Annotated in this window: 17 protein-coding genes; 9 read left to right on the forward strand and 8 right to left on the reverse strand. The window is 71.0% G+C overall.

The window, feature by feature from the left end:
* Positions 1 to 35 precede the first annotated feature (35 nt).
* Both ACAH41_RS12520 and ACAH41_RS12525 read right to left on the reverse strand, forming a co-directional pair.
* A complete protein-coding gene (locus ACAH41_RS12520; RefSeq protein WP_325651166.1) occupies positions 36 to 1,580 on the reverse strand; it encodes a vWA domain-containing protein in 1,545 nt (514 codons plus the stop codon).
* A gap of 57 nt (positions 1,581 to 1,637) precedes the next feature.
* The gene (locus tag ACAH41_RS12525) at positions 1,638 to 3,134 is read right to left on the reverse strand and encodes a PLP-dependent aminotransferase family protein (RefSeq protein ID WP_325651168.1); all 1,497 of its coding nucleotides are present in this window, start codon (positions 3,132 to 3,134) and stop codon (positions 1,638 to 1,640) included.
* Between the two features lie 126 nt (positions 3,135 to 3,260).
* Here ACAH41_RS12525 and ACAH41_RS12530 point away from each other — a divergent pair, with 126 nt between their 5' ends.
* The 8 genes from ACAH41_RS12530 to ACAH41_RS12565 all read left to right on the forward strand — a co-directional run bounded on the left by ACAH41_RS12530 (position 3,261) and on the right by ACAH41_RS12565 (position 10,170).
* Positions 3,261 to 3,887, forward strand: coding sequence for an FMN-binding negative transcriptional regulator (locus ACAH41_RS12530; protein WP_325651402.1), 627 nt, complete (start codon positions 3,261 to 3,263; stop codon positions 3,885 to 3,887).
* Between the two features lie 94 nt (positions 3,888 to 3,981).
* A complete protein-coding gene (locus ACAH41_RS12535; RefSeq protein WP_325651170.1) occupies positions 3,982 to 4,629 on the forward strand; it encodes a sigma-70 family RNA polymerase sigma factor in 648 nt (215 codons plus the stop codon).
* Positions 4,626 to 5,831: a hypothetical protein gene (locus ACAH41_RS12540; protein WP_325651172.1), complete on the forward strand. Its 1,206-nt coding sequence runs from the start codon at positions 4,626 to 4,628 to the stop codon at positions 5,829 to 5,831. The genes ACAH41_RS12535 and ACAH41_RS12540 overlap by 4 nt, the downstream gene beginning before the upstream one ends.
* 28 nt (positions 5,832 to 5,859) lie before the next feature.
* Complete coding sequence (locus tag ACAH41_RS12545) at positions 5,860 to 6,123, forward strand: hypothetical protein (protein ID WP_325651173.1); 264 nt, start codon at positions 5,860 to 5,862, stop codon at positions 6,121 to 6,123.
* A gap of 106 nt (positions 6,124 to 6,229) precedes the next feature.
* On the forward strand, positions 6,230 to 6,934 hold the full coding sequence (locus ACAH41_RS12550) for a heavy metal response regulator transcription factor (RefSeq protein WP_325651175.1): 705 nt from the start codon (positions 6,230 to 6,232) through the stop codon (positions 6,932 to 6,934).
* Positions 6,931 to 8,298, forward strand: a complete 1,368-nt coding sequence (locus tag ACAH41_RS12555) for a heavy metal sensor histidine kinase (protein WP_325651177.1) — start codon at positions 6,931 to 6,933, stop codon at positions 8,296 to 8,298. Before ACAH41_RS12550 ends, ACAH41_RS12555 begins: the two co-directional genes overlap by 4 nt.
* Positions 8,299 to 8,531: 233 nt before the next feature.
* Positions 8,532 to 8,870 carry a DUF4148 domain-containing protein gene (locus tag ACAH41_RS12560; protein ID WP_325651179.1) on the forward strand — a complete coding sequence of 113 codons (339 nt, stop codon included), beginning with the start codon at positions 8,532 to 8,534 and terminating at the stop codon, positions 8,868 to 8,870.
* Between the two features lie 229 nt (positions 8,871 to 9,099).
* Entirely contained in the window at positions 9,100 to 10,170 is a 1,071-nt protein-coding gene (locus ACAH41_RS12565; protein WP_325651181.1) for a glycosyltransferase family 4 protein, read from the forward strand.
* Positions 10,171 to 10,177: 7 nt separating this feature from the next.
* On the opposite strand, the gene ribA is transcribed toward ACAH41_RS12565, so the two are convergent.
* From ribA to ACAH41_RS12580, 3 genes are all read right to left on the reverse strand, one after another.
* Positions 10,178 to 10,816, reverse strand: coding sequence for a GTP cyclohydrolase II (ribA, locus tag ACAH41_RS12570; protein WP_325651183.1), 639 nt, complete (start codon positions 10,814 to 10,816; stop codon positions 10,178 to 10,180).
* A gap of 385 nt (positions 10,817 to 11,201) precedes the next feature.
* Positions 11,202 to 12,131: a Gfo/Idh/MocA family oxidoreductase gene (locus ACAH41_RS12575; RefSeq protein ID WP_325651185.1), complete on the reverse strand. Its 930-nt coding sequence runs from the start codon at positions 12,129 to 12,131 to the stop codon at positions 11,202 to 11,204.
* 90 nt (positions 12,132 to 12,221) lie between these two features.
* Entirely contained in the window at positions 12,222 to 15,038 is a 2,817-nt protein-coding gene (locus tag ACAH41_RS12580) for a hypothetical protein (protein WP_325651187.1), read from the reverse strand.
* 195 nt (positions 15,039 to 15,233) lie between these two features.
* On the opposite strand from ACAH41_RS12580, the gene ACAH41_RS12585 reads away from it, so the two are divergent.
* Positions 15,234 to 16,601, forward strand: a complete 1,368-nt coding sequence (locus tag ACAH41_RS12585; protein ID WP_325651189.1) for an MFS transporter — start codon at positions 15,234 to 15,236, stop codon at positions 16,599 to 16,601.
* 3 nt (positions 16,602 to 16,604) lie between these two features.
* On the opposite strand, the gene ACAH41_RS12590 is transcribed toward ACAH41_RS12585, so the two are convergent.
* From ACAH41_RS12590 to ACAH41_RS12600, 3 genes are all read right to left on the reverse strand, one after another.
* Positions 16,605 to 19,499: a winged helix-turn-helix domain-containing protein gene (locus ACAH41_RS12590; RefSeq protein ID WP_325651190.1), complete on the reverse strand. Its 2,895-nt coding sequence runs from the start codon at positions 19,497 to 19,499 to the stop codon at positions 16,605 to 16,607.
* Positions 19,500 to 19,513: 14 nt separating this feature from the next.
* Positions 19,514 to 21,736, reverse strand: coding sequence for a TonB-dependent receptor (locus ACAH41_RS12595; RefSeq protein WP_370538315.1), 2,223 nt, complete (start codon positions 21,734 to 21,736; stop codon positions 19,514 to 19,516).
* Positions 21,737 to 21,860: 124 nt separating this feature from the next.
* On the reverse strand, positions 21,861 to 24,704 hold the full coding sequence (locus ACAH41_RS12600) for a winged helix-turn-helix domain-containing protein (protein WP_325651194.1): 2,844 nt from the start codon (positions 24,702 to 24,704) through the stop codon (positions 21,861 to 21,863).
* Positions 24,705 to 24,780: the final 76 nt, after the last annotated feature.

Below are 24,780 nucleotides of genomic sequence, written 5' to 3' on the forward strand. Positions count from 1 at the left end.
ACGACGATACCCGAGCCCATCACCTCAACCCCGCTTCACCCCCGCTTCAGCTTGGCCATCTCCTCGCCCACCAGCCGCACCACCAGCCGGTCCAGCGTCTGCACCGAGTACTGCTGCACATCGTGCACGGTCTGCGTGCCGGGGCCGCTGCCGGGGTCGCTGGCGTCGCGATAGGTCAGGAAGACGAAGCGGCCGGCGGTGTACTGGGCCATCTGGCGGAAGATGTACTCGCCGACCGGGTCCAGGCCGCTGGCGCCGACGGCGAACAGCTTGATGCCCTTGGCGAGCGCGGCCTGCATGTCGCGGTCGTACTGAGGTCCCTGGTAGTCCAGGTGCGGTGGCGCGTCGGCCACCAGCACGACCATGCGGGCGGCTTCGCGACGCCAGCTCAGGCCATGCACAACTTCGTGCAGCGCCTCGTTCAGCGCTTCGGGCGTGTCGCCGCCGCCGCCGGCCTGCAGCCGCGCCAGGCCTTGCTGGAACGCCCCCAGGTCGTTGGTGAAGTCCTGCGTGCGGGTCAGGAAAGCGTCGCCGCGGTCTCGGTAGGCCACCAGGCCGTAACAGACGTCGGGCTGCCCCGGCAGGCGGGCGATCTGCTCGGCCATCGCGCGCATCGAGGCCTTGAGCTTGGCGATCTCGTCGTCCATTGAGCCGGTGGCATCGATCAGGAACACCAGGTCCAGCCGGGCTTGCGCCGCGGGCGGCGCGCCCAGGCGCAACTGCAGCGCCTGCGGCTGGCCGCGCCTGAGCACGGCGAGCGCTTGCTGGCCGTTCTTGCGCACGGCCACCCCCAGCGTGCGCTCGTCCGCCACCCCCGGCGCCAGGAAGGCGCGCGGGTGCAGCCAGACGTGGCCGGCCGTGTCGGTGCGGGCCCACATGACCGGCTGCGCGATGCCGGCGCGCTGCACGGCGACCTCGGCGTCGTGCACCGGGAAGCCTTGCGCGTCGGTCACCTCCAGCAGGTAGCGCTCGCGGATGTCTCGCTCGCGCACCGGCAGGCCGGCGTGGCGCTGCCGGTAGGCCAGGTACTCGCCGAAGTCGGCGTTGTCGTTGACCACGCCGGCCGTGACCACAGGCTCGGCCGGGCGATGGCGAGACGGCGCCGCGGTGGTCTGGGCGAGCATGTCGGCAACCTTGCCAAGCGCTTCAGGCGTGGCAGCGTCGCGCACCGTGGCTTCGGCCAGCGGCTGAGCGGCGGGTGCCATTGCCGCCATTGGCCGGGAAGGCGGTGCGACGGGTGCTTTTTCCACCGCGCCTGTGGCCACCTCTCTACGCGCGTCGGTCCGCGCGTACTCGAGTGGCAGCATCGGCTTGCCGGCCTGCCCCACGGGCTCGCCACCTTGCTCCCGCACCACCGGCAGGCGCCGGCAGTCAGTGGCCGAGGGTGCGTCGAAGGCTGGCGGCGTGAAGTCCGCGGCATCGGCCTGCTCGCCTTGCTGCCAGGCCGGCGGCCACGGTGCCGCGGCGTCAGGCACGGGCTCCCGGGCATCGGCGCAGGCGGTGGCCAGCGCCAAGCCCAGCAGGGCGGCGGCCAGCGTGGCCAGCAGCGCCGGGTTCAGGGACTTGATCTTGATGTTCATCGCGGTCTCCTCATCGACAGGGATGAGGGCTGATACGTGGCAGCCGCGCGAACGGGGTCAAAAAATCCGGCCCCAACCCGCCTCGGGTTCAAGCCGGCGCACCACCGCGGCCAGCCGCTTCACGCCTTCCTCGATTTGCGCCAGCGTCAGCAGCGCGTAACCCATCACCAGCCCGGCCGGCCGCCGCTGCCTGGCGGCGGCGGGACCGGCCGGATGGAACAGCGGGCTGACCGGATGCACGCGAACCTTCTGCCGCAAAGCCAGCGCCACCAGCGCCGGCTCCTGCGCTGGCGCCAGGCCCGGCAGCCAGGCCACCACATGCAGCCCGCTGGCCGCCCCTTCCACCACCACGCGCGGGCCCAGCTGCGCGGCCAGGGTGTCGAGCAGCACGCGTTGGCGGGCTTGCTGCAGGCGGCGGATGCGGCGCACGTGGCGGTCATGGCTGCCGTCTTCCAGCAGCAGCGCCAGCGCGCGCTGCAGGCCGGTGTTGGCATGGCGGTCGGCCAGGCGCTTGGCGGTGGCGAAAGCGGGCACCAGCTGCGGCGGCAGCACCATGTAGCCCAGGCGCAGCTGGGGCGACAGGGTCTTCGAGAAGGTGCCGACATGGATCACCCGGCCGTGCAGGTCCAGCGACTGCAAGGGCGCCTCAGGCCGCACGGCGTAGCGGTATTCGCTGTCGTAGTCGTCCTCAATGACCCAGGCGCCCCGCTCGGCGGCCCAGTCCAGCAGGCTGCGGCGGCGACCGATGGGCAGGAAGCCGCCGAGCGGGAACTGGTGGGTGGGCGTGACGTAGATCAGCCGGGCCTGTGCAATGCCGGCCAGCTGATCGGTGCACAGGCCCTGGGCGTCCACGTCCACACACTGCAGACGTGCGCCACAGCCTTCGAACACGTGGTGCGCCATGCGGTAGCCGGGGTTCTCGACCACGACCGGGTCGCCGGGGTCCAGCAGCAGCCGCGCGCACAGGTCCAGCGCCTGCTGCGAGCCGCTGACGATCATCAACTGGTCCACGCTGCAGGACAGGCCCCGCGTCTGGCTGAGGTGCTTCTGCAGCGCCTTGCGCAGCGCGAGGTTGCCGCGCGGGTCTTCATAGTCCAGCCGCGCGCCGTGCTGGCGCTCCACGCTGCGCAGCGCCTTCAGCCAGGCGCCGGTCGGGAAGTCGCGGCCAGCCAGCGGGCCGTAGAGAAAGTCGATTTCGTCCGGCACCTCGGACGCCAGGTGGTGCAGGTCCAGCGCGGCCATGCGGGTGCCGATGGCCGAGAGCCGGTCCACCGGCCGCGGGCCGGCCTGCAACGGGCCGCCATGGCCGGCCTTTGCCGGCGGCAGCGCGCTGGCAGCGACGCGGCTCGCGGCGCCCGGGCGCGTGTCCAGGAAGCCGTCCGCCGCCAGCTGCTCGTAGACCAGCGACACGGTGGTGCGCGAGAGCCCGCGCTCGCCCGCCAGCGCGCGGGTGGACGGCAGCGCCGCGCCCGGCCCGTAGGTGCCGTCGGCCATGCGGGCGCGCAGTTCGTCGTACAGCGCGCGGCCCTGGCCGCGGCGGGCGGAGTCTTGCATGGTCTGCGGCGCAACTGGCCCAGTGAAATGTGGCAGAACTGGCTATTTTCCATGAGCCAGAAAGGCGGCACATTGGCGACCATGCCTTCCCTGGACGGCTCACCCAACCCCGCTCACTGCACCGCCATGTACCTCCCGCCGCACTTCGCCGAGCCGCAGCTCGACACCCTGCACCGCATCGTCCGCGACAACGCGCTGGGCATGCTGGTCACGCACACTGGCGCCGGGCTGGACGCGAACCACCTGCCCTTCCTGCTGGACGCCGACGAAGGCCCGGCCGGGGTGCTGCGCGCGCACGTGGCGCGGGCCAACCCGGTCTGGCGCGAGGTCGCCGAGGGCGCGCCGGTGATGGTGGTCTTCCGCGGCGTGCAGGGCTACATCTCGCCGAGCTGGTACCCCAGCAAGCACCAGACGCACCGCCACGTGCCGACCTGGAACTACGAGGCCGTGCATGCCCACGGCACGCTGCATGTGCGTGACGACGAGAAGTTCGTGCGCGGCCTGCTGGCACGGCTCACCCGCCAGCACGAGGCCGCCGAGGCGCAGCCCTGGAAGATGAGCGATGCACCGCCGGACTTCTTGGCCGAGATGCTGGGCCACATCGTGGGCATCGAAGTGCGGCTCACCCGGCTGGAAGGCAAGCGCAAGCTGAGCCAGAACCGCGAGCGGGCGGACCGGGACGGCGCGATCAACACGCTGCAGTCGCGCGGGCAGGACGAGCTGGCGCAAGCCATGCGGCAGGCCTCGCCGTAAGCAAAAGCGAAAGCCGAAGTTTTTCCGGGCAGGGTTCACCCCGTTCGCCGCCGCCGGCCGTATCACCTCGGGTGTGAGGCAGACTGCAAGACCGATGACACCCCCGCCCAGCGCCCCCGAACCGGACAGCGACGACGCCCTGATGCGCGCCTATGCGCTGGGCGACGCGCGCGCCTTCGAGCAGCTCTACGGCCGCCACCAGGCGGGGCTGTACCGCTTCGTGCGGCGACTGCTGGGCACGGCCCTGGCCGCGCAGACCGACGAGGTGTTCCAGGACACCTGGCTGCGCGTGGTGAACGCCCGCGCGCAGTGGCAACCACAGGGCGCGAGCTTTCGCACCTGGCTCTACACGCTGGCGCAGAACCGGGTGATCGACATCTGGCGGCGCAGCGGGCGCGAGGTCTCGATGGGCGACAGCGAGGACGGCTCGCCGTGGGAACCGGCCGGTGGCGACGCCGCGTGGCAGCAGTGGCCCGCGCCGCCCAGCCCCGCCCCGCACGGTGACGAGCTGGCCTTCTGGCGCCGCGCTGGCGAGCGCCTGCTGGCCTGCCTGGACGAGTTGCCGCTGCCGCAGCGCAGCGCCTTCCTGCTGCACCACGACGACGAGCTGCCGCTGGCCGAGGTGGCGCGCACGCTGGAGGTGGGTTTCGAGACCGCCAAGACGCGGCTGCGCTACGCGATGAGCAAGCTGCGCACCTGCATGGGCGCCTACCTGGCGCCGCTGCAGAAGGAGGTCTCATGAACGACGACGAGACTCGCGACGCGTATCTGCAAAGCGCGCTGAAGCATGCGCCGGACGCCCTCAACGGTCCGCCGCCAGCGCTCAGCGAAGCCATCCTGCGCGAGGCCCAGGCCAAGGCGCGCGACCCGCGGCCGGCGCCGCCCACACCCGCTCGCGTTGGGTGGTGGGACTGGCTGCGCCGCCCGTCGGCCGCCAGCGGTTTTGCCGGCCTGATGCTGGCCGTGCTGGTCGGCCTGATGTGGCGCGACCATGCCGGCGACCTGGGGCCGCTGCAGGAGCCGGCGCCGCGGACCGCACCGCTTTCCACCGCGCCGCAGGCCGACCGCATGGCCGAGGCTGCGGCGCCGCCCGCGGTGGTCATGCCAGCCGCACCGGAGGCCCGCCGGCAGCCGGAGGACAAGCTGAAGCGGCAAAACACCGAAGCAGCACCCAAGGCTGCGAAGCTCGCACCGCCAGCGCCACTGCCGGCAACACGAGAGGCGGCACCACCGCAGGTCCTTGCCGAGGCCCGACCGGCACCTGCGATGCCCGCACCCACCGCAACCGCCGCGCCTGCTGCGCCACCGGCCCCGCCCGCGGCCTTGGCCAAGACCAGCCCCATGGCCGACGCCGCTGCACCAGCGCCATCACGGGTGACCGAAGCCGCCAAGCCGGCCGCCATCGCGCCAGACCTGCTGGCGCAGGCAGACGACAGGCAAAGCTACGGCGCCAGGATGGAGCTCCGGCCGGAAGCGCAGGTCCAGAACGAGGTGGGCACCATGGCCGGCACCGCGACCGGCAAGCTCGCAGCCATGCCGCCGGCCGCCGCCATGGCCAGGTCGGGCATCGCGTCTGCACCCGCGGCCACGCCGCTGATGGCGCTGCGCCAGGCCGTGGCCATGGAGACGGCCCGCTGGACCTGGCAACGAGGCAGCGAAGCCGCGCCGCGCGCGATGAACCGCGCGCTGCTGCAATGGCTGGACTCGCTGGACAGCGCCTCGGCTGACGCAGCCTGGCAACCGGTGCTGCCGGCAGGCGGTGCGCCGCTCACGGCGCTGCGGCTGCTGCGCGACGGCCAGGTCTCGGACCTGCTGTGGCTGGACGGCGAGACCCTGAACTGGCAACACGGCACGCAGGCGCCACGGCAATTCGGCATGCGTGCCTCGCCCGGCCTGCCGCTCCAGCCCACGCTGCAGCAGGCGCTGGACGAAGCCACGCGCTGAGCGGGGAGTGGCCGTTTCAGGCTCGCCGATGACCGCGTTCGCGGAAAGGTTCGGTTACCAGGACAGGCCTGGCGTGTCGCAACATCACGGCATGACACCAGACAAGCTTGAAGCCATCGGACAACGCGGGGAGGCCTGCATCATCTTGCGCGAAAAAATCGCCCACCCGAATGGCAACATTGAACTGCACTACCGACTCGCCACCGGGGAACGCCTCAGAACCACAGATTCGCCCGGCGAATTTGAAACACCGGATGGCAAGCGGCGGTTTCGGCTGCGCGACCCGAGGTGAAGCGCGGCACCGCGATCGCGGACCGCCAGGACGGCGCAGCCCAATCTGACAGAAATGTCATCCGCCGGTCGGCGCGCGGCACGGCACGGGTCGCTAGACTCGCCGCATGCGCGTCCTGATCGTGGAAGACGAGGCCAAGACGGCCGATTACCTGCTGCGTGGCCTGACCGAGCAAGGCCATGTGGTGGACGTCGCCCGCAACGGGATCGACGGCCGCCACGCCGCGCTCGAGCATGCGTACGACGTGGTGGTACTGGACGTGATGCTGCCCGGCATCGACGGCTTCCAGGTGCTGCGCGACGTGCGCCGCAGCAAGGACATGCCCATCCTGATGCTGACGGCGAGAGACAGCGTCGAAGACCGGGTGCGCGGCCTGCAGGACGGGGCCGACGACTACCTGGTCAAGCCCTTCTCCTTCCTCGAACTGAGTGCCCGGCTGCAGGCCCTGGGCCGGCGCAGCCGCCAGCAGGAGGCCAGCACGCTGGCCATCGGCGACATGGTGCTGGACTTGATGAGCCGCAAGGTGCACCGCGGCGGCGACCGCATCGACCTGACCGCCAAGGAGTTCTCGCTGCTCAGCACCTTGGCGCGGCGCAGCGGCCAGGTGCTCTCGCGCACCGAGATCGCAGAGCTGGTCTGGGACATGAATTTCGACAGCAACACCAACGTGGTGGAAGTGGCCATCAAGCGCCTGCGCGCGAAGATCGACGGGCCGTACCCGAACAAGCTGCTGCACACGCTGCGCGGCATGGGCTACGTGCTGGAGGAACGCCCGGGCCCGAGCCCGGCCGCGGCCACCGCCGCGCCATGACGCGTTCGCTGGCGGTCCGGCTGACCGCGCTGTTCGCGGCCTGCGCCTCGGTGGTGTTCGTCGTTGCCGGCGTGGTGATCTACATGGTGCTGCAGGCCGGCATCCACGACCAGCTGCGCTACGAGCTGGGGCTGCGCGGCGGCTGGGTCGAGTCCAGCGTGCTGCGCACGCAGAGCGAGTCGCAGTGGCGGCTGTGGCTCACGCCGACGATGGACGCGATGGAGGCCGAGCGCAGCGGCATGCGCGTCTGGCTGATCAGCGACCAGCCGGGCTTCCGCTACGGCACGCCGTCGGCGGACGTGATCGCGCTGTCGCGGCAAGGCGGCTTCGGCTTCCTGCAGGACCATGGCCGCGGCCCCGCCTGGATGACCTGGTCGCGCACACTGCCGGCCGATGGCGACCGGCCCGAGGTGCGGCTGGTACTGGCCAAGGACCCGGCGCGTTTCTGGGACACGCTGAACGCCTTCCGGCTGATGCTGATCGTGCTGGGCAGTGCCGGCGTGGTGGTGGTCGCGCTGCTGGGCCACGGCATGGCGCGTTTCGGGCTGCGGCCGCTGCGCCGGCTGTCGCGCCAGGCCCAGGCGCTGGACCCGAACCACAAGGGCCAGCGGCTGGCGCTCAAGCCCATGCCGGCCGAGCTGGACGACCTGACCGCCTCGTTCAACGGCGCGTTGGCCCGGTTGGAAACCGCCTACCAGCAGCTCGAAGGTTTCAATGCCGACGTGGCCCACGAGCTGCGCACGCCGCTCACCAACCTGATCGGCCAGACCCAGGTGATGCTGACCCGCCCGCGCAGCAATGCCGAGCTCGAAGAGGTGCTGCACTCTAACCTGGAAGACATGGAGCGGCTGAAGGCCATCGTCAACGACATGCTGTTCCTGGCCCGAGCCGACCAGGGCGCCGCGGCCTCGCGCCAGTTGGCCGTGTGCATGGCAGACGAGGTGCGCAAGGTGGCCGAATTCCTGGAGCCGCTGTTCGACGAGCGCGGCGTGACGCTGCGGGTCGAGGGCGACACCAAGTGCAGCGTGGAGACCGCGCTGCTGCGGCGCGCGCTCAGCAACCTGATGCGCAACGCGATCCAGCACGCCACGCCGGGCGACGAGGTGCAGGCGAGCATCCTGCGCGAAGGCGCTCAGGTGCGGCTGGCCATCACCAACCCCGGCCCGGAGATTCCTGCGCAGCACCTGCCGCATTTGTTCGACCGCTTCTACCGCGTCGACAGTGCGCGCCTGAACAGCGGCGGCAACCATGGCCTGGGCCTGGCCATCGTCAACGCCATCGCGGTGATGCACCGCGGCACGGTGTTCGTCGAGTCTGCCAACGGCCTGAACACCTTCGGCCTGCTGCTGCCCGCCGAGGGTTGAGCCCCGCCATGCAGTGCCGCCTGGGAAGGTGGCGCTGCCGCCCAGATGACAAATTTGTCATCCAGCCGTCAGCCTCCTGATGCCTCAGGGTTTCTACCATGAAGGCACTGAATCGACGACCGGCTTCCCCGCTCTGAGCCAAACCGCTGGACTGACCCAGCACCCACTGCCTCGCAGTCGGCCGCCATGTCCGTGACCCCGACGGTCACACCTGTCAAGCGAAAGGAATTTCCATGCAAGTCACTCGTTTCCTGGGCGTCGCCGCCCTGAGCCTGGCCGCCCTGTCTGGCGTGGCCCGTGCCGAAGACAACACCGGCAGCGTCAACTTCGACAACCAGCCCACCCTCAGCCGCGCCGAAGTGCAGGCCGACCTGGTGCTGTGGCGCCGCGCCGGCCTGGACATGCTGGCCATCCAGGACGACAGCTACGTCGTCTTCAGCGCCGACTACCAGCGCCGCATGGCCAACTACCAGCAATGGCGCCATGGCCCCGAATACCTGGCCGAAGTGCAGCGCCTGGGCGGCCACGTGACCACCGCGGCCTCGGGCGCCGACAAGGTCTCGCGGAACTGAGCATTCGGCACCTGCATCCAGGCGCTCGAAAGCCCTGCACCGAACCGGCCAATGGCCGGTTTTTTCATGCCTGTTTCCGGTCCGGCAGGTCAAACGGGCGGCCGGCCTGCTGGAGATGACTTCGCAGTTGAAGCTGGGCCGGCAAGCAACCGCCCACACGACCTGAGCAAGCGCGCTGAGTCCTGCGCCGCGCGGCTGGCGCTTCACAGCCCCGGGCGATACTTCGCCCATGAGTGGCTCCCCCCTTCTACCGGCACCCCGCGGCAGCATCGTCTGGCTCAGCACCGACCCGCAAGCACCCTCCTTTCGCCACCGGCTCGCACCGGTGCTGCCAGGGGTCGAAGGACTGGGCTGGCGCAACGAACTTCGGGTGTTGCCCGAGCGCCTGTATGGCTGGCGCATCTGGCAACTGCGGCAGGTGCTGCGCGCAAGTTCGGCGGTGGTGCTGCACAAGCTGCGGCTGGAGCCGTGGGAGATGCGGCTGCTGCAGCATTTGCAGCCGCGCAGCATGTTCGACGTGGACGACGCCATCTGGCTGCGGCAGCCCAAATACATCGGCCATGAGCGGCCAGCCTCGCCGCGCAGGCGGCGCAACTTCGAAGCCGCGTGCCGGCTCTCGCGCCTGGTCACCGTGGGCAATGCCGAGCTGGCCCGCCATGCGACGGCCGGCGGCGCGCGGGTGGAAATCGTGCCCACGCCGGTGGACGCCGCAGCCTACCCGGCGCAGCGCAGCGGCTCAGCCAGCGGCGCCACGCTGGCCTGGGTCGGCCTGCCGCACAACCTGGCCTACCTCGCGCCGCTGCGCCCGGTGCTGGCCAGGCTGGCCCAGCGTCACCCGCAACTGAAGCTGCGCGTCATCAGCTCGGACTGGCCGGACTGGGACGACGTGCCGATCGAGAAAGTGCGCTGGTCAGCCGACGGCGAGACGGCCGCGATTGCCAGCGCCGACATCGGCCTGATGCCGCTCAGCGACGACCCGTTTGCGCGCGGCAAATGCGCCTTCAAGCTGCTGCAGTACATGGCCGCCGGCCTGCCCTGCGTGGCCTCGCCGGTGGGGGCGAACTGTGAGGTGGTCGTCCCGGGCCAGACCGGCTGGCTGGCCAGCACGCCTGCCGAATGGGAACACGCGCTGGATGCGCTGGTCCAGCAGCCCACGCAGCGCCAGGCCATGGGCACTGCCGGCCGCCAGCGGGTGTTGACCCACTACGACCGGCCGCTGCTCACCGGCCGCATGGTCCGCCTGGTCGACCGGCTGGCCACCGGGCAGTTCGACCGGCCTGCCAAGCCCCGGGCCAGGTAGCGCCTGGTCAGCGTGCCGGATCGGCCTCGGGGGCCTCGTCCGGCAACTCCCGCGCCAGGTCGAACAAATGACCCATGCGGTGGGCCTTGGTGTCCAGGTAGGCGCCGTTGCGTGTGGTGCGGCCCACCTGCAGCGAGACGCGCTCCACCACGTCCACGCCATGGGCCTTCAGGCCGGCGATCTTGCCGGGGTTGTTGGTGAGCAGCTTGACCGAGCGGATGCCCAGCTGCGACAGCATGGTCGCGGCAAAGCCGTAGTCGCGGGCGTCTGCCGGCAGGCCCAGCAGGCGGTTCGCATCCAGCGTGTCCACGCCGGTTTCCTGCAGCGCATAGGCGCGAATCTTGTTCAGCAGCCCGATGCCGCGGCCTTCCTGGCGCAGGTACAGCAGCGCCCCGCGGCCCTCGGTGGCAATCGCCTTCAGCGCGCTGCGCAGCTGCGGCCCGCAATCGCAGTGGCAGCTGCCAAAGGCGTCGCCGGTCAGGCATTCCGAATGCAGCCGGACCAGCACCGGCTCCCCCGTGGACAGGTCGCCAAAGCACAGCGCCGCGTGTTCCAGCCCGGTGGCCGGTTCCTTGAAGCCATGCAGCCGGAAGTCCCCATAGGCAGTGGTCAATCGGCAGCTGGCTTGTTCTGGTTCGAGATGCATGGGTGGTCGCTGAAGGATCGCTGGAAGCCGGTTGAAACCCGCTCCGGGCTGCCATTTTCGACCAAGCCGAGAAACGTTGCCGAACAAGGGCGCCTGCAGCCACCGTTCAAATGTGTTCAATGCCGCGCAAAACGGCCGTCTCCAGCTCAGGCGCGCTGGACCGGCAACTGGCAGGCGATCTCGAAATGCGCGTTGCCGTGGGCAAACGGCTGGCCAATCCAGGCCTCGAACGCGTCAGGTACAAAGCCCGCTGGCGTCAGAAGCACCCAAGGTCATTCCCATCCAGAGCACAACAAGGTCGAACTGTGGGAGCCGCCTGCCGGGCAGTGAACCGGGGGCGGCGCCAGGGCACGGCGGGGCGGCCGGATGGCCGGCCCAGGCCTGCTCAGACCTGGTGGGCCGCCACGGTCTGCCGCCGGCCGACCAGGAAGGCATCGGCCACCAGCTGGAACGGCCGCCAGTCGACCTCCGACTCGCCGGCCGCGCACAGCTCGGCAAAGCGCGCGTACAGCCGTGGGTACTCGCCGGCCAACGCCGCGTCGGCCGCCAGCGGTCGACCGTCGATCTCCAGCGCGCCGCCGCCGTGGGTCAGCTTCAGGCGGCCGGAGGTGGTGAACAGCTCGATGTCCCAGGTCTGCTCGCCCTTCTGGCGGAAGTCGAACTCGGCATTCACCGTGACGCCGGCCTCGGTGCGCAGCGCCAGGCGGGCTGCGATGGGCGCCTGCTGGTTCTCCGGGAAATCAAGCGTGGCCTCGTGCACGAAGGCTTCGCCGGGCAACAGCTCGGTCAGCACCGACAGGGCATTGATGCCGGGGTCGAACACGCCCAGGCCGCCGGGCTCGAAGATCCATTGCTGGCCCGGATGCCAGTGATGCACGTCTTCCTTCCAGGTGATGGTGCCGCCGGTCAGCGTGCGCCCGCTCAGCCATTCGCGCGCCGCGTCCACGCCGGCAGCGAAGCGCGAGTGCCAGGTCTGGAACAGCGTGCGGCCCTGCCGCTGTGCCTCGGCCTGCAGCAAGGCGATGTGCCGGGTCGTCGCGGCAGGCGGCTTCTCCAGCATCACGTGCTTGCCAGCCCGCAGCGCGGCGAGCGCGGCTTCGAAATGGGCCTGGGGCGGCGTGCAGATCGAAATGGCATCGAGATGCTTCACCTCGGCCAGCATGGTCTCGACGTCGACAAAGTTCGCCACCCCGTCCACCTGCGCATTGCGGCTGGCACAGGCCACCAGTTCGAAGCGGGGATCGGCAGCAAGCGCCGGAATGTGTTGATCGCGGGCGATCTTGCCAATGCCCACCAGGCCCAACTTCAGTGCCATGCCTTTTCCTCTGGAAGTGATGTCGCATCGCTGGATGCGCGACGCATGAATTCAGCGCGCAACGGGCGGTTTGCCCGGCGAGCCGGCATGTTAAGACAATGCTGCCAACAGCCCCCGCGCGTCGCGCCAGTCGGCGGTCTCAAAGCCCTCGGTGAAGCGCGCAAGCACGGGTTCGAGCAGGGCTCTGGCCTTGTGCGCGCGGTCTCTCGCCTGCCAGTGGCGGGCCAGGCTGGTGGCGGTGCGCAGTTCCCAGGACGCAGTGCCCTGCTGGCGCGCCAGCGCCAGCGAGCGTTGCAGCAGGTCTTCGCCGCGCGCCTGGCTGGCGGGCGTGGCTTCGCGCAAGGCGCGTTCGCCCTGGCGGCGCAGGACTTCAGGGGTGCACCAGCCGACCATGCCCGCCTCGACGCGCTGGACACAGGCCGGCGAGAGCCATCGTTCGTCCAGGGTGGCGAGGTGGTCGGCGAGGATCCAGTCGGGCTCGTCGAAGAAGGCCGCGTCCTGCATCGCCGGGAGGGGACTGCCGGCGCGCAGCGAGAGCACGTCGCCAAAGCGCTTGCCCCAGCGCAGCCAGTAGCCGAAGCCCTGGATGGTTTCGACGTCGGTGACCTGGGTGAGCAGTTCGTGCGCGGTGTCGTCCAGCCCGCTCCACAGGGCGACGGGCATCGAGCCCATCACGATGGCCTGGCATTGGGCGATGGGGGAGTCGGTGAGCGATTGCGCCATGGCTTCGCTCGCCATCGCAGCGGCGCGCTCGGGAAAGCCTTGCATCCACAGCGAACGCGCCAGCACCACCCGCATGGACACGCGCAGCTCCACCGGCGACGGGTTGTAGGCCAGCGGGATGGTGCGCCAGGCCTCGTGCAGGACACGCCGGGCCATTGCAGTGGCTTCGACATGCCGGCCCATGAAGTGCTGGTTCTGCGCCTGGATGCGGCCGGCGACGAGGTCCGCGACCGGGTCGTCCATCAGCTCGGCGGTTTGCGAAAGCCGGTCCGCCCATTCGCCGGCAGACCGGAAGTCGGCCTGCGCGACGGAGAGCGCCCACATGCTGTTGAAGGCGCTGAAGCGGTGCAGCAGGCTGCTGGCGTCCGGCTGCGCGGCGGCCAGGCTTTTCAGCACCGGCACGAGAGCCTGCATGCGGGCACTGCCACCGGTGCCCAGGCAGCCAACGAGGAAGATCAGCCGCATGTGTTGCGAGCTGATCGCGGCGCCCGGCCCCTTGGCCGCCGGGTCCATGCCGCGAGCCACCAGCGCCTCCATCGTCTGTTCCACGCGGCGGGTGAATTCGTCGACCAGCAGCATCTGCCGGGCCAGCGCGAAACTGGAAAGCGTCAGCTCGATGCCGAGTTCGACATCGCCGCCGGGCGTGAAGGCCCAGTCCAGCGCGGCGCGGCTGTCATCGATCAAGGGCGCATACCGCGCCAGCCATTGCGCGCGGCTGATGCCGTCCCAGCTTCGCTCGGCTTCAGCGAGCGCCGAGGCGAGCCACAGCGCATGCCGGCGGCTGACAGCGTTGCGCTCACCGGCTTCGTCCAGCTTGGCGCCGGCGTAGGCGCGTGTGGTGTCCAGCAGGCGCAGGCGCCCAGGCTCGCTGCCGCGCACCGGCGCCACCAGCGACTTGGCGACCAGATCCAGCAGGTCTTCCTGCACGACGGTGGCATCGGCCCCCGGGCCCACGGCAACTTCGTTGGCGGCATCGAGCGTGAAGCCGTTGCGAAAGACCGCGAGCCGCCGCAGCACCTGCTGCTCGCCGGGCGACAGCAGCTGGTAGCTCCAGTCCAGCAAGGCGGACAAGGTGGTGTGGCGGGCAGGGGCAGCGGTTTGCGGGCCTGGCAGCTGCAGCAGCCGCTGCTCGACCTTGTGGGCCAGCGCGGCAAGCCCCAGCGCGGCTGCGCGGGCCGCGACGATCTCGATCGCCAGCGCGATGCCGTCCAGCCGCGTGCACAGCGCAACGAGCAGCGGCACGTCCGCATCGTCCAGCGCAAAGCCGGCACCTGAGGTATCTGAAACGCCTGCCCGTTCGATGAACAGGCGCAGCGCGGGGAACGCCAACGCCTGGCTGGCCGACACCAGCTCGCCCGGTTGCGGCAGCCGCATCGGCGCGAGCCGGTACAGCCACTCGCCTGAGGCGCGCAGCGGCTCGCGGCTGGTGGCGAGCACGGCAATCGCCGGCCCGGCGCCCAGCAGCGCCTCGGCCACCTGCGCCGTGGCCTCGATCAGGTGCTCGCAACTGTCCAGCACGAACAGCGCACGCCGGCCGCTGGCCCAGCGCTGCAAGGCCGCCAGGGCCGTGACGCCACTCGCCGCGCAGCCGAGCGCGGTGGCCACGCCTTGCACAGCCAGCTCGGCGTCGACAAACGGCGCCAGGTCGATGAAATGCACACCGTCCGGGTGCTCGCTCGCGGCCAGGTGGGCTGCCGCCAACGCTACCGTGGTCTTGCCCATGCCGCCAGCGGCCAGCACCGTGACGAAGCGGTGCGCGCGCAGCTCGGCAACGACGCGCTGGATCGCGTCCTCGCGGCCGATGATGTCGGTGCGAGGGGCCGGCAGCGCGGCCATGGCGGTGGACCGCCGGGTTGCGTCGACCAGCGCGAAGCGAGGCACCTCGTCATCGGGATACCAGGCGATGTACCAGGCCGGCGTGCAGCGGCCCAGCGCGGTGTTGACGCGGCCGACCCACTCGCCCAGCTGCTCCTCGTCGACAGCGGGCTCGCCGGACACCAGCGGCCAGAGCTGCGCGGCAGTGGCACCGTGGGCGCTGCGGGCGATGGTGGCCAGCAGTTCGAGCGCAGCATGCTCGAGCTCGACCGCCTGCGTGCCGAACCACAGGCCACGCGGCGCTGCGGTCAGCACGAAGGGCCCGAAGGAGAGTGTGTCCGGGAGGTTCCCGGAGAGGTTCTCGCGCACGCTCGTTCCGCCTCGTGGGGTGGGTGGTCAGACAGGAAGGCCGGATCAGATCCTCCCATGCCGCCGCAGGCCGGGGGGAACGGCGGGTGTGAATTTGCGTGAATCCGGCGCTGGCACGGTGCCGCACGGCGGGCGTAGCACGTATGGTGGACACCGAAGCCCAGGCGTCCGGACCTGGCCCCAAAACGAGAGCCGATGACTGCCCTTTCCTCTCACCACCCCGAGCGCGTGCTCGAAGGCGACATCGCCGCGCGCATGGACCGCCTGCCGGTGACCTGGCTGCACGGCCTGGCGATGCTGATCTGCGCGCTGGGCATGATGCTGGACACGCTGGAGATGGCCTTTGGCGGCGTGCTGGCCGCCGTCTTCTCGGCACCACCGAACCCGGTGCCCGCGGGCGAGCTGTCGCTGCTGCTGGCCGCGGTCTTCCTCGGGGCGATGCTGGGCGCGCCGCTGCTGGGCTGGTGGGCGGACAGGAAGGGCCGGCGCACCGCGCTGGTCAGCCTGATGCTGTGGATCGCCGCCGTGTCGCTGGCCGCCGGCATGCTGCACGGCGTGATGCCGCTGACGCTGTGCCGTTTCCTCTCCGGGCTGGCGCTGGGCGGCTATCCGCCCATCGTCATCGCCTACCTGACCGACCTGCTGCCACCGCGGCGCCGCGGTACGCTGATTTTTTGCAGCCTCTCGCTCTCGCTGCTGGGCCCGCCGGCCGCCATCTTCCTGGTGCGCTGGCTGACGCCCCTGCAGCCCCTGGGGCTGGAAGGCTGGCGCTGGGGCTTCCTGCTGGGCAGCGCGGGCGCACTGCTCTCGGGGCTGATGTTCCTCGCGCTGCCCGAGTCGCCGCGCTGGCTGCAGGCCCGCGGGCGCAGCGCGCAGGCCGAGGCCGGCTGCCAGGCCTTCGAGCGCTCACGGCGGCTGGCCGGCACGGCAGCCATGCCGGACCTGCCGGAAACCGAGGTGCGCACCGAAGCCAGTGCCGAGCACGACGGCGCAGCCCACACCGGGCGCCGCTGGCCCTGGGTGGCCGGCCTGTTTTCGCTGAGCCCGTGGGCCACCGTGGCGTTCCCCTTGCTGACCGGCGCGGTGCTGACCCAGCGCGGCTTCAAGCTCGACGCTGCGCTGCTGATCTTCGGCCTGTCGTCGCTGGGCCCGCTGCTGGGCACGCTGCTGGCGTCCACCGTGATGGACCGCTTCGACCGGCGGCTTTCGATGGCCGCCTGCGCCGTGGCCATGCTGGCCTGCGGCGCGGCCTTTGTCTTCAGCAGCGGCACGACAGCGCTGATCGTCGCGATGGCGCTGTTCAACCTGGCGATCTCCTTGTACGTGACGCTGCTGACGGTCTACGGCGCGGAGCTGTTCCCCACCCGCTCGCGCGCCTCGGCCACCGCCGGCGCCTGGGCGCTGAACCGCACCGGCGCGGCGCTGGGCCCGCTGCTGCTGGTGCCGATGCTGCGCGACGCGGGGCCGGCCGCGATGTTCGCGGTGGTGGCCGCCAGCCTGGTGGCCACGCTGGTGCTGCTGTCGCTCGCACCCCGCGGGCGCGAGCGGCGGGCCGTGAGCTGAGGATCAGCCGCCGTCCCAAAGCACCAGCAGGCGCCGGGCTCGCTGGACGTCCACGCAGCCCAGGCCTTCGGTGAAGCCGGCCACGACGGGCGCCAGCAACTCGCGCGCGGCCTGGCCCCGGCCGGTGGCATGCCACAGCGTGGCCAGGCTGCAGGCGGCGCGCAGCGCCCAGGCGCGGGCGCCCTGCTGCCGCGCGAGGGCCAGCGCGCGCAGCAACACCGGCTCGGCCTGCGCCGCCAGGGCCGGCTCGGCGAGCAACTGTTCGCCATGGGCCCGCAGGACCTCCGGCGCGCACCAGCCCACGCTGCCGGCCTCGACGCGCGCTAGCTGCGCCGGGCCGGCCAGCGCGGGCACCAGCGTGGCCAGCATGTCGCCCTCGATGGTGCTGGTCCAGCCCCGCTCGGCCCCAATGCGCCGCCGCTGTGCATCGACCGCCTGTCCGCGCAGCGCCAGCACCTTGCAGTAGCTGTCGCTCCAGCCCAGCCAGAAGCTTTGGCCATGGCCCAGGGCGCTGTCGACCAAGCGATCCAGGAAGGTGGCCGCCTGCGCGTCGTCGCCGCGCCAGAGCAGGATGGGGATGACCGCCAGCGCCAGCGCCTGGCTGACTGCGAAATGTTGCCCGCCTTCGACAATGGCCAGCACCTCCAGCGCGCGCTGCAGCGCGCGGTCCGACGCGCCCTCCAGCCACAGGATGCGCGCCTGCTGGACGCCCATCGACATCTGCACCGGCATGTGGGGGTAGCGGCTGCCCCGCAGGAGGCTGCCCGCGTGCTGGAGCAAGTAGGCGCTGTCCGCCCATGCCGCGCGGTGGTCGCCCAGGTAATGCCGGGCCAGTGCGTCAAAGCGACGCCCGACCAGCGTGGCGCCAAGGTCAGTGGGGTCGTCCGGGTCCGGTGGCAGGCTGGCGTAGCGAGCGGCACACTGGGCCACGCGCGGATAGTCACCGCGAGCGAAGGCATTGGCACAAAGGCACAGCAGCGCCGTGCGCCGCTCATGTGCCGAGCCGATGCGCCGGGCAAGCGCTTCCAGGTGGGCAGGAATCTCGGATGACGGGTCGCGTGCCGTGCTGCACTGCCCGTCCAGGGCGCACGCAAACGTCAGCAGCCCCAGTTCGAGCCGGGCCGGCATGCCGCCCTCTGCGCGCACGAGGGTCAACGCCCGCAGGGTTCGAGGCAGGAACTCGTCGTTCAAGCCGAGTTCCTGCACCAGGCGGCCTGACTCGACCAGCAGCGCAGCACCGAGCAGCCGGTCGCCGCCAGGGCGCTCGGCCCAGTCAAGCGCCGCGCGGACATCCGGCAGCAGCGGCGCGTGGGTCGCCAGCCACGCAGACAGCGTCGCGCGTTGGCCTTCCAGATCGGCGTTCGCAGCCGCCAGCAGGTCCAGGCAGCAGATGGCATGGCGGCGGCCAACCTCGTGCGCATCGCCGTCGGCCGCCAGCATGCCCGAGGCATAGAGTCGTGCGACGAACAACAGGCGATAGCGCGGCACCTTGCCGGCCTCGCCCACCTCCAGCTCCAGCAGGGACTTGGAAACCAGGTTGAGCATGCTGGCCATGACGCGCTGACGCCCGACGTGCTCGCAACTCGCAAGCTCGCCTGCGACCTCCAGCGTGAATGACGAGCGGAAGACGGACAGCCGGTGCAGCACGCGTTGTTCGTCCGGTGCCAGCAGGCCATGGCTCCAGTCGAGCAAGGCCTGCAAGGTCTGGTGGCGCGGCAGCACGGTGCGGCGGCCGCGCCGCAGCAGGCGGAACAGGTCGTCCAGCCGCTCCGCCAGCGCGTGGATGCCCAGGCTGCCCACGCGCGCGGCCGCCAGCTCGATGGCCAGCGGCAGGCCGTCCAGATGGCGGCACAGGCGCACCACGGCCGGCAGGTTGGCGGGCGACAGTGCAAAGCGGTCGTCGCTCGCGGCCGCCCGTTCGACGAACAGGCGCAAGGCCGGATAGGCGAGCGCGGCCTGCACGTCCAGCGCCGGCCACTCGGGCGGCACGCCCAGCGCTTCGAGGCGAAGAATGGCTTCGGATTCGGCGTCCAGCGGTTCGCGGCTGGTGGCCAGCACCCGCACGCGCGGCGCCGCGGTGAGCACGCGTTCGGCCAGCGCGGCAGCGGCGGCGATCAGGTGTTCGCAGTTGTCCAGCACGATCAGCAGGTCCCGCGCGGCCAGCGTCGCCTCCAGCGCGGGCCACGGCGACTGGGCCGGCACCGGAATGCCCAGCGCGGCGGCCAGCGTCGCGGGCACCAGCGCCGGGTCCACCAGCGGCGCCAGGTCGACAAACACGGCGCCCTCGGCGTGGCGCCAGGCGATGTCCTGGGCGACGGCCAGCGCGACGGTGGTCTTGCCGATGCCACCGGGCCCGACGACGGTCACCAGCCGGCCCTGCTGCAGCTTGGCCGACAGCCTGGCCAGCACCTGCTCACGGCCGACGACGCCGGTCAGCCGCGACGGGAACGGGCGAGGCAAGGACGCGGCCAGGGGGACGGCCCTGGGTGCTGGCACAGCCTTTGTCTCCACCTGCGCCTCGGCGTCGGCGATGTCCATCACGAAGCAGTAGCCGCGCCCAGGCAGGCTGGCGATGTAGCGCAGCTCGCCGTTGCCGCTGCCCTCGCCCAGCGCCCTGCGCAGCGCCGACATGTGCACGCGCAGGCTGGACGCTTCCACCACCGTGCTCGGCCACACGCGGGCGAACAGCTCGTCGTGGCTCACGACCTCGCCGGCCCGCTCCACCAAGGCAATCAACAGGTCCAGCGCGCGGCTGCCAAGGCGCACGGCCTGGCCGTCGTCCAGCAGCAGCTTGCGGGCAGGATCGAGCGAGAAGCGGCCAAAGCGCAGCGGCCGTTCGAAGGACTGCGGCTGCTGTGGCAGCGACAGCGCCGGGTCGCTCGCCAGGCCGGGATTCATGGCTCGCCCCCGGGTCAGAAATCGTGGCGCACGGTGGCGAGAACGGTGCGCGGCGCGTTGTAGAACGCGGCGTCGACGTCGGCCGGCGGGATCCTGGTGCGCAGCAGCACGTAGCTGCGGTTGGTGAGGTTGCGCACGCGCAGCGAGAAGGTCCAGCCGCGCTCGGGGGTCAGCCAGCTCGCGCCAAGGTTGATGCAGGTCTGCACCGGCACCGAGGTGAGCGCCGTGTTCTGCACATCCGAATACTGCCGCGACAGGTGCTGGACCGAGGCCGAGAGGCCCAGCGATGAGCCGTCCGGCATGGGCTGGACGTGCTCCAGGCTCGCACCCAACGAGAACTGCGGCGCAAACGGCAGCTGGTTGCCGACGTAGTTGCTGGCGGCCGCGCCGGTGGGGTTCTCGAACTGGTCGAAGCGGGTGCGCAGCAGCTCGGCCGACAGCGACAAATCGGTGTGCTCGGCGAGCTTGATGCCCAGGTCGATGTCGGCGCCATAGGTCTTGGCCTTGCCAGCGTTGACCAGCACCGGCTCGGCGACGTGCACCCCGTCGATCACGGCATTGCTCAGCGAGGCGAGGTAGTCGCGGTAGTCGTTGTAGAACAGCGCGATGTCCAGCTTCACCTGCCCGCCGGCCAGGCGCGACTTGCTGCCCAGCTCCCAGCTGGTGACCTTCTCCGGGTCGGTGGCAAATTCGGCCGAGCGCTGCGACTGAGCCGCGCGGTTGAAGCCACCGAACTTCTGGCCCATCGCAAAGCTGGCGTAGAAAAACAGGTCGCGGTCCTGCTGCCAGTCCACACCCAGCCGCGGCAGCAGGCCCTTGCTCGAAGTGGACAGGTGCGGCGCCTGGTAGACGTTTTGCGTGTGCCCGCCCTGCTCGTCGGCCAGCCAGTACTGGTTCGCGCCGGTCTGCCCCGTGCGGTAGGCGCGCAGGCCGGCGGTCAGGCCCAGGCGTTCGGTCCAGCGGTAGTGGGCCTGCCCGTAGAGGCCGAAGTCGGTGGTCTCCAGGTGCGTGATCGCGTCGGAATTCGACGAAGCCGGTGCGCCGGGTGGCGTCATGCTGACGAAGCGCTCGAAGTGGAAATCGTCCGACACCAGCATCGCGCCAGCGGTCCAGTCCAGGTCGCTCTGCCTGGCCTGCAGCTGCAGCTCCTGCGAGAAGACCTTCTGGTGCACCTTCTGCGCCAGCAGGTAGCGCTGGATGGCCAGGCCGCCGATGTCGGCCACGGTGGGATCGTCCTTGAAGGCGCGGTAGCCGGTGATCGCGTGGAACTGGATCCCGTCTTCCAGCGCATGGCTCAGCTTGAGTTCGAGGCCGCCGGCCAGGCGCTTGAACGGGCCGGAGGTGGAGGACGTGAAGTTGACGCGCGGCGCGGCCTTCGGGTCGTTGAGCGGGAAGTTGCCGGTGTTGGTGTCGGAATGGTCCAGCAGGCCGTCGACCGCCAGGATGGCGTCCCAGCCGGCCGGTTCCTGCCAGCGCAGCTTGGCGCGGAACTGGCTCGCGTCCAGCTTGTTGTCGTGCTCGTCCAGCGTGGCGTTGTAGCCAAAGCCTTCGTTGCGGCGCCGTGAAAGCGCCAGGCTGCCGGACAGCGGCCCGTCGCCGATGGGCCCGTTGAAGTAGGCATGCGCCTGGTATTCGTCGTGGTTGCCCAGCGAGCCGGAGACCCAGGCCGCGCGCTCGGCGCCGGGGTCGATGGAGATGATGCGCACCGCGCCTGCCGTGAGGTTCTGGCCGTACAGCGTGCCTTGCGGGCCGCGCAGCACTTCGATGCGTGCGATGTCCGGCAGGTCCCACAGCGCGCTGGCATAGCCGCGCACGATGGGCACGTCGTCCACATAGATGCCCACCGCCTGGCTCATCGCCGCCGACGACACGCCCACGCCGCGGATGCCGACCGCCTGCGGCTGGTTGCTGAAGCCGTTGGGCACGGTGACACCGGGCACCACGCCGACCAGGTCACTCAGCTGGGCCGTGCCGCGGGTCTCGATCTGGTGCTGGTCCAGCACGCCGACCGACAGCGGCGTGCGGCCGAGCACCGTCTGCACGCGCTGCGAGGTCACGATCACCTCCTGCACCTGCGGCGGCTCGGACGCCGCGGCCGCGGGCGGCGCAGCGGCGTCCTGCGCGAACGCGGGTGAGGCTATGCCGGCGGCGACCAGGGCAACGGCAGCCAGCCGGCCACATGGCCTGACACACCGCCAGCCTTGCCGCGAACCCGTGCCCTTGCCCCGCTGCGCCATCGAAACTCCCCTGTCTTGTGCCGGGCGCGCACCTGCGCAGCCCCTGGGGAATGATGATCGAGCCGCGGCCGGCGCCGCGTGAATTGGTGTGAAATCTGCTGACCCGGGCGCGGGGCGGGCAGCCTCAATTCAGTTCGTCGACCAGCGCCCGCGCGGCCACCAGGTCGGCCGTCGCCAGGCCTTCGTCGAAGCGGCCGTAGGTGCCTGACAGCAGGCGGTGCGCCTCCTCGCGCCGGCCCTGGTCGCGCCACAGGCGGGCCAGGCTGGTGGCGGTGCGCAGTTCCCATGACAGCGCGTTCTGCGTGCGGGCCATTGCCAGCGAGCGCATGAACGTGGCTTCAGCGGCGGCCACCGCCTGCGTCCCGTCGCGCAAGGCCTTCTCGGCGTCGGCGCGCAGGACCTCCGGGCCGCACCAGCCCACCATGCCGCCATCGACCCGCTCGACGCCCAGCGGCGACACGGCACCCACGGCCAGGGTGCCCAGCATGTCCAGCTCGGCCGGGCCGGACAGCATCTCGACGGGCGACAACGCCAGGCCCAGGCCCAGGCCCGGCGCGGCACCGTTGACACGCGCGTCCAGCACCTGCCGGTAGCTGCGCGCCCAGGACTGCCAGTAGCCTTGCGAGTGCCGCGTGGCATGCGCCTGCAGCCGATCCAGCAGCCCGCCGGCGCGCTCGTTCTCGCCACGCCACAGGGCGATCGGGAGGGCGCCCATCGCGAGCGCCTGGCTCAGGGCCAGGGGGTTGACGCCTTCGGCATCGGCCTGCGCCAGCGCGGCCACCGCCACGGCCTGGTCGCACGCGCCCTGCAGCCACAGCGTGCGCGCCATCAGGATGCGCATCGAAACCGTCTTCGGAATGTGGCCGATGTATTCGCGGTAGGCGTTGCCCGCCGGATAGTGCAGCACCCTGTCGGCCAGCGGGCGGGCCTCGTCGTGCCGGCCGAGGTAGTGGTAGCTCAGCGCCAGGAAGCGGTCGGACAGCAGCACGGCCACCGGCTCGTCCGGATCGGGCGCGTGGTGCTTGATGCGCATGGCGACTTCCGCCACGTCACGGTAGTCGCCCGTGCCAAACGCGTTGGCGCACAGGCTGAACATGGCCTCGATGCGTTGCGGCACCGAGTCGAGCTGGTCGGCGAGTTCCAGCGTGCGCGCGAAGTTCGCACCGCGCGAATAGTCGCGCCCGGTGGTCTGCGTGTGCAGGAAGTTGCGGGCGGCGCGCAGGCGCAGCTCCAGGCCGGCTTGCGGCGGCTGCAGCGAAGCCACCGCCTCCACCGCGGTGTCCACGCGGCTGCGGTATTCGTCCAGCAGGCCCAGCTCGTAGACCAGGTCCAGCGCCGCGGCCGTCAGCCGCACGCCCTGCAGCGTGTCCCCTTGAGGCGAGAAGGCCCAGTCCAGGCCCGCACGCACGTCGTCCATCATCCGGCCGTGGCGCTGCAGCCATTCGGCGATGGGCAGCATGTCGCGGTCCCGCAGCGTGCGCGTCAGCAGGTCTTCGAAATGCCTGGCATGGGCGGCGGCGATCCGGTGGGCCTCGCCGCTGCGCTGCAGCTTGTCGGCGGCGTAGGTTCGCGTCGTGTAGAGCAGGCGGTGCAGCACCGCGTCGCCGCTGACGTCGACGGCCACCAGCGACTTGGCCGCCAGGCCGATCACGCCTTCAACGACCGCCGTCGCCGGCAGGTCCTCGCTGGCAAGCACCGCCGCTGCCGATTCGAGCGTGAAGCTCGAGCGGAAGACCGACAGCCGGCGCAGCACGACACGCTCGACCTCGGTCAGCAGCGCATGGCTCCAATCCAGCAAGGCCTGCAGCGTGACATGGCGCGGCAGCGCGGTGCGGCGCCCGCGCGTGAGCAGCGCGAACATCTCGTCGAGCCGGGCCGCAAGGCCTTGCAACCCCAGGGTGTCGATGCGGCCCGCGGCCAGCTCGATCGCCAGCGGCATGCCGTCCAGCTGCCGGCAGAGGTGGCAGACGACACCGAGATTGGCCTCGGTCAGCGCAAAGCCGTCCGAATTGGCGGCAGCGCGCTCGGCGAACAGCTGCACCGCCGGGAACAACCGGCATTGCGCGACGTCTGTTGCGTCCTCCGGCACCGGCGCCTCCAGCGCCGACAGGCGATGCACCCATTCGCCTTCGGCTTCCAGCGCCTCGCGGCTGGTGGCGAGGATGTGCACGCCCGGCGCTTCGCGCAACACACGTTCGACCAGGCGCGCCGCGGCATCGATCACATGCTCGCAGTTGTCCAGCACGATCAGCATGCGGCTGTTGCCCAGTGGCTCCGCCAAGCTGGCCCAGGGATCTTCGGCACACACCGAGATTCGCAGCGCCGAGGCCAGTGCCAGCGGCACGCGCGCCGGGTCCGACAGCGGCGCCAGGTCGACGAACCACACGCCGTCCGGGTGGTGGCCCAGCTGCGCCTCGGCAACGTCCAGCGCCACCGTGGTCTTGCCCATGCCGCCCGGGCCGACGATGGACACCAGGCGCCGCGTGAGCAGCCGCTCGCCCAGGGCCAGGGTGACGGCGGAGCGGCCGATGGTGTGGTTCAGCCGGGCCGGCAGGTTGTGCGCGCGCCGCGGCGGGTTCGCCGGCGTGACAGCAGCAGCGGCCGCCAGGGCCGGCACCGCGGCCTCGGGCGCCGGAGCGAGCACCGTCACGGGGACCACGAAGCTGTAGCCGCGGCCGGGCACGTTGGCGATGTAGCGCGCGCCGGCCACGCCGTCGCCGAGGATCTTGCGCAGGGCCGAGATGTGCACGCGCAGGCTGGTCTCCTCGACGATGGTGTGCGGCCAGACCCTGGCTTCGAGCGCCTGCCGGCTCAGCACTTCGCCCGGCCGCTCCGTCAGCGCCGCCAGCAGGTCAAACGCCCTGCCACCCAGGTGCAGCGGCCTGCCGGCTTCCAGCAACTGTTTGTGAGAGCGGTCAAGCACAAAAGGGCCGAAGGCCAGCGCCGGCAAGACTCCACGCGCATCCATCGACAACATTCCTCGTGGGTGAGCCCAGTGGGGGAGGCGCAAACGCCTCGGAAGAGAGGGGCAACTGTACGCGCTG

The sequence above is a fragment of the Ideonella sp. genome, from assembly GCF_041287625.1.
Classification (GTDB): Bacteria; Pseudomonadota; Gammaproteobacteria; order Burkholderiales; family Burkholderiaceae_C; genus Ideonella.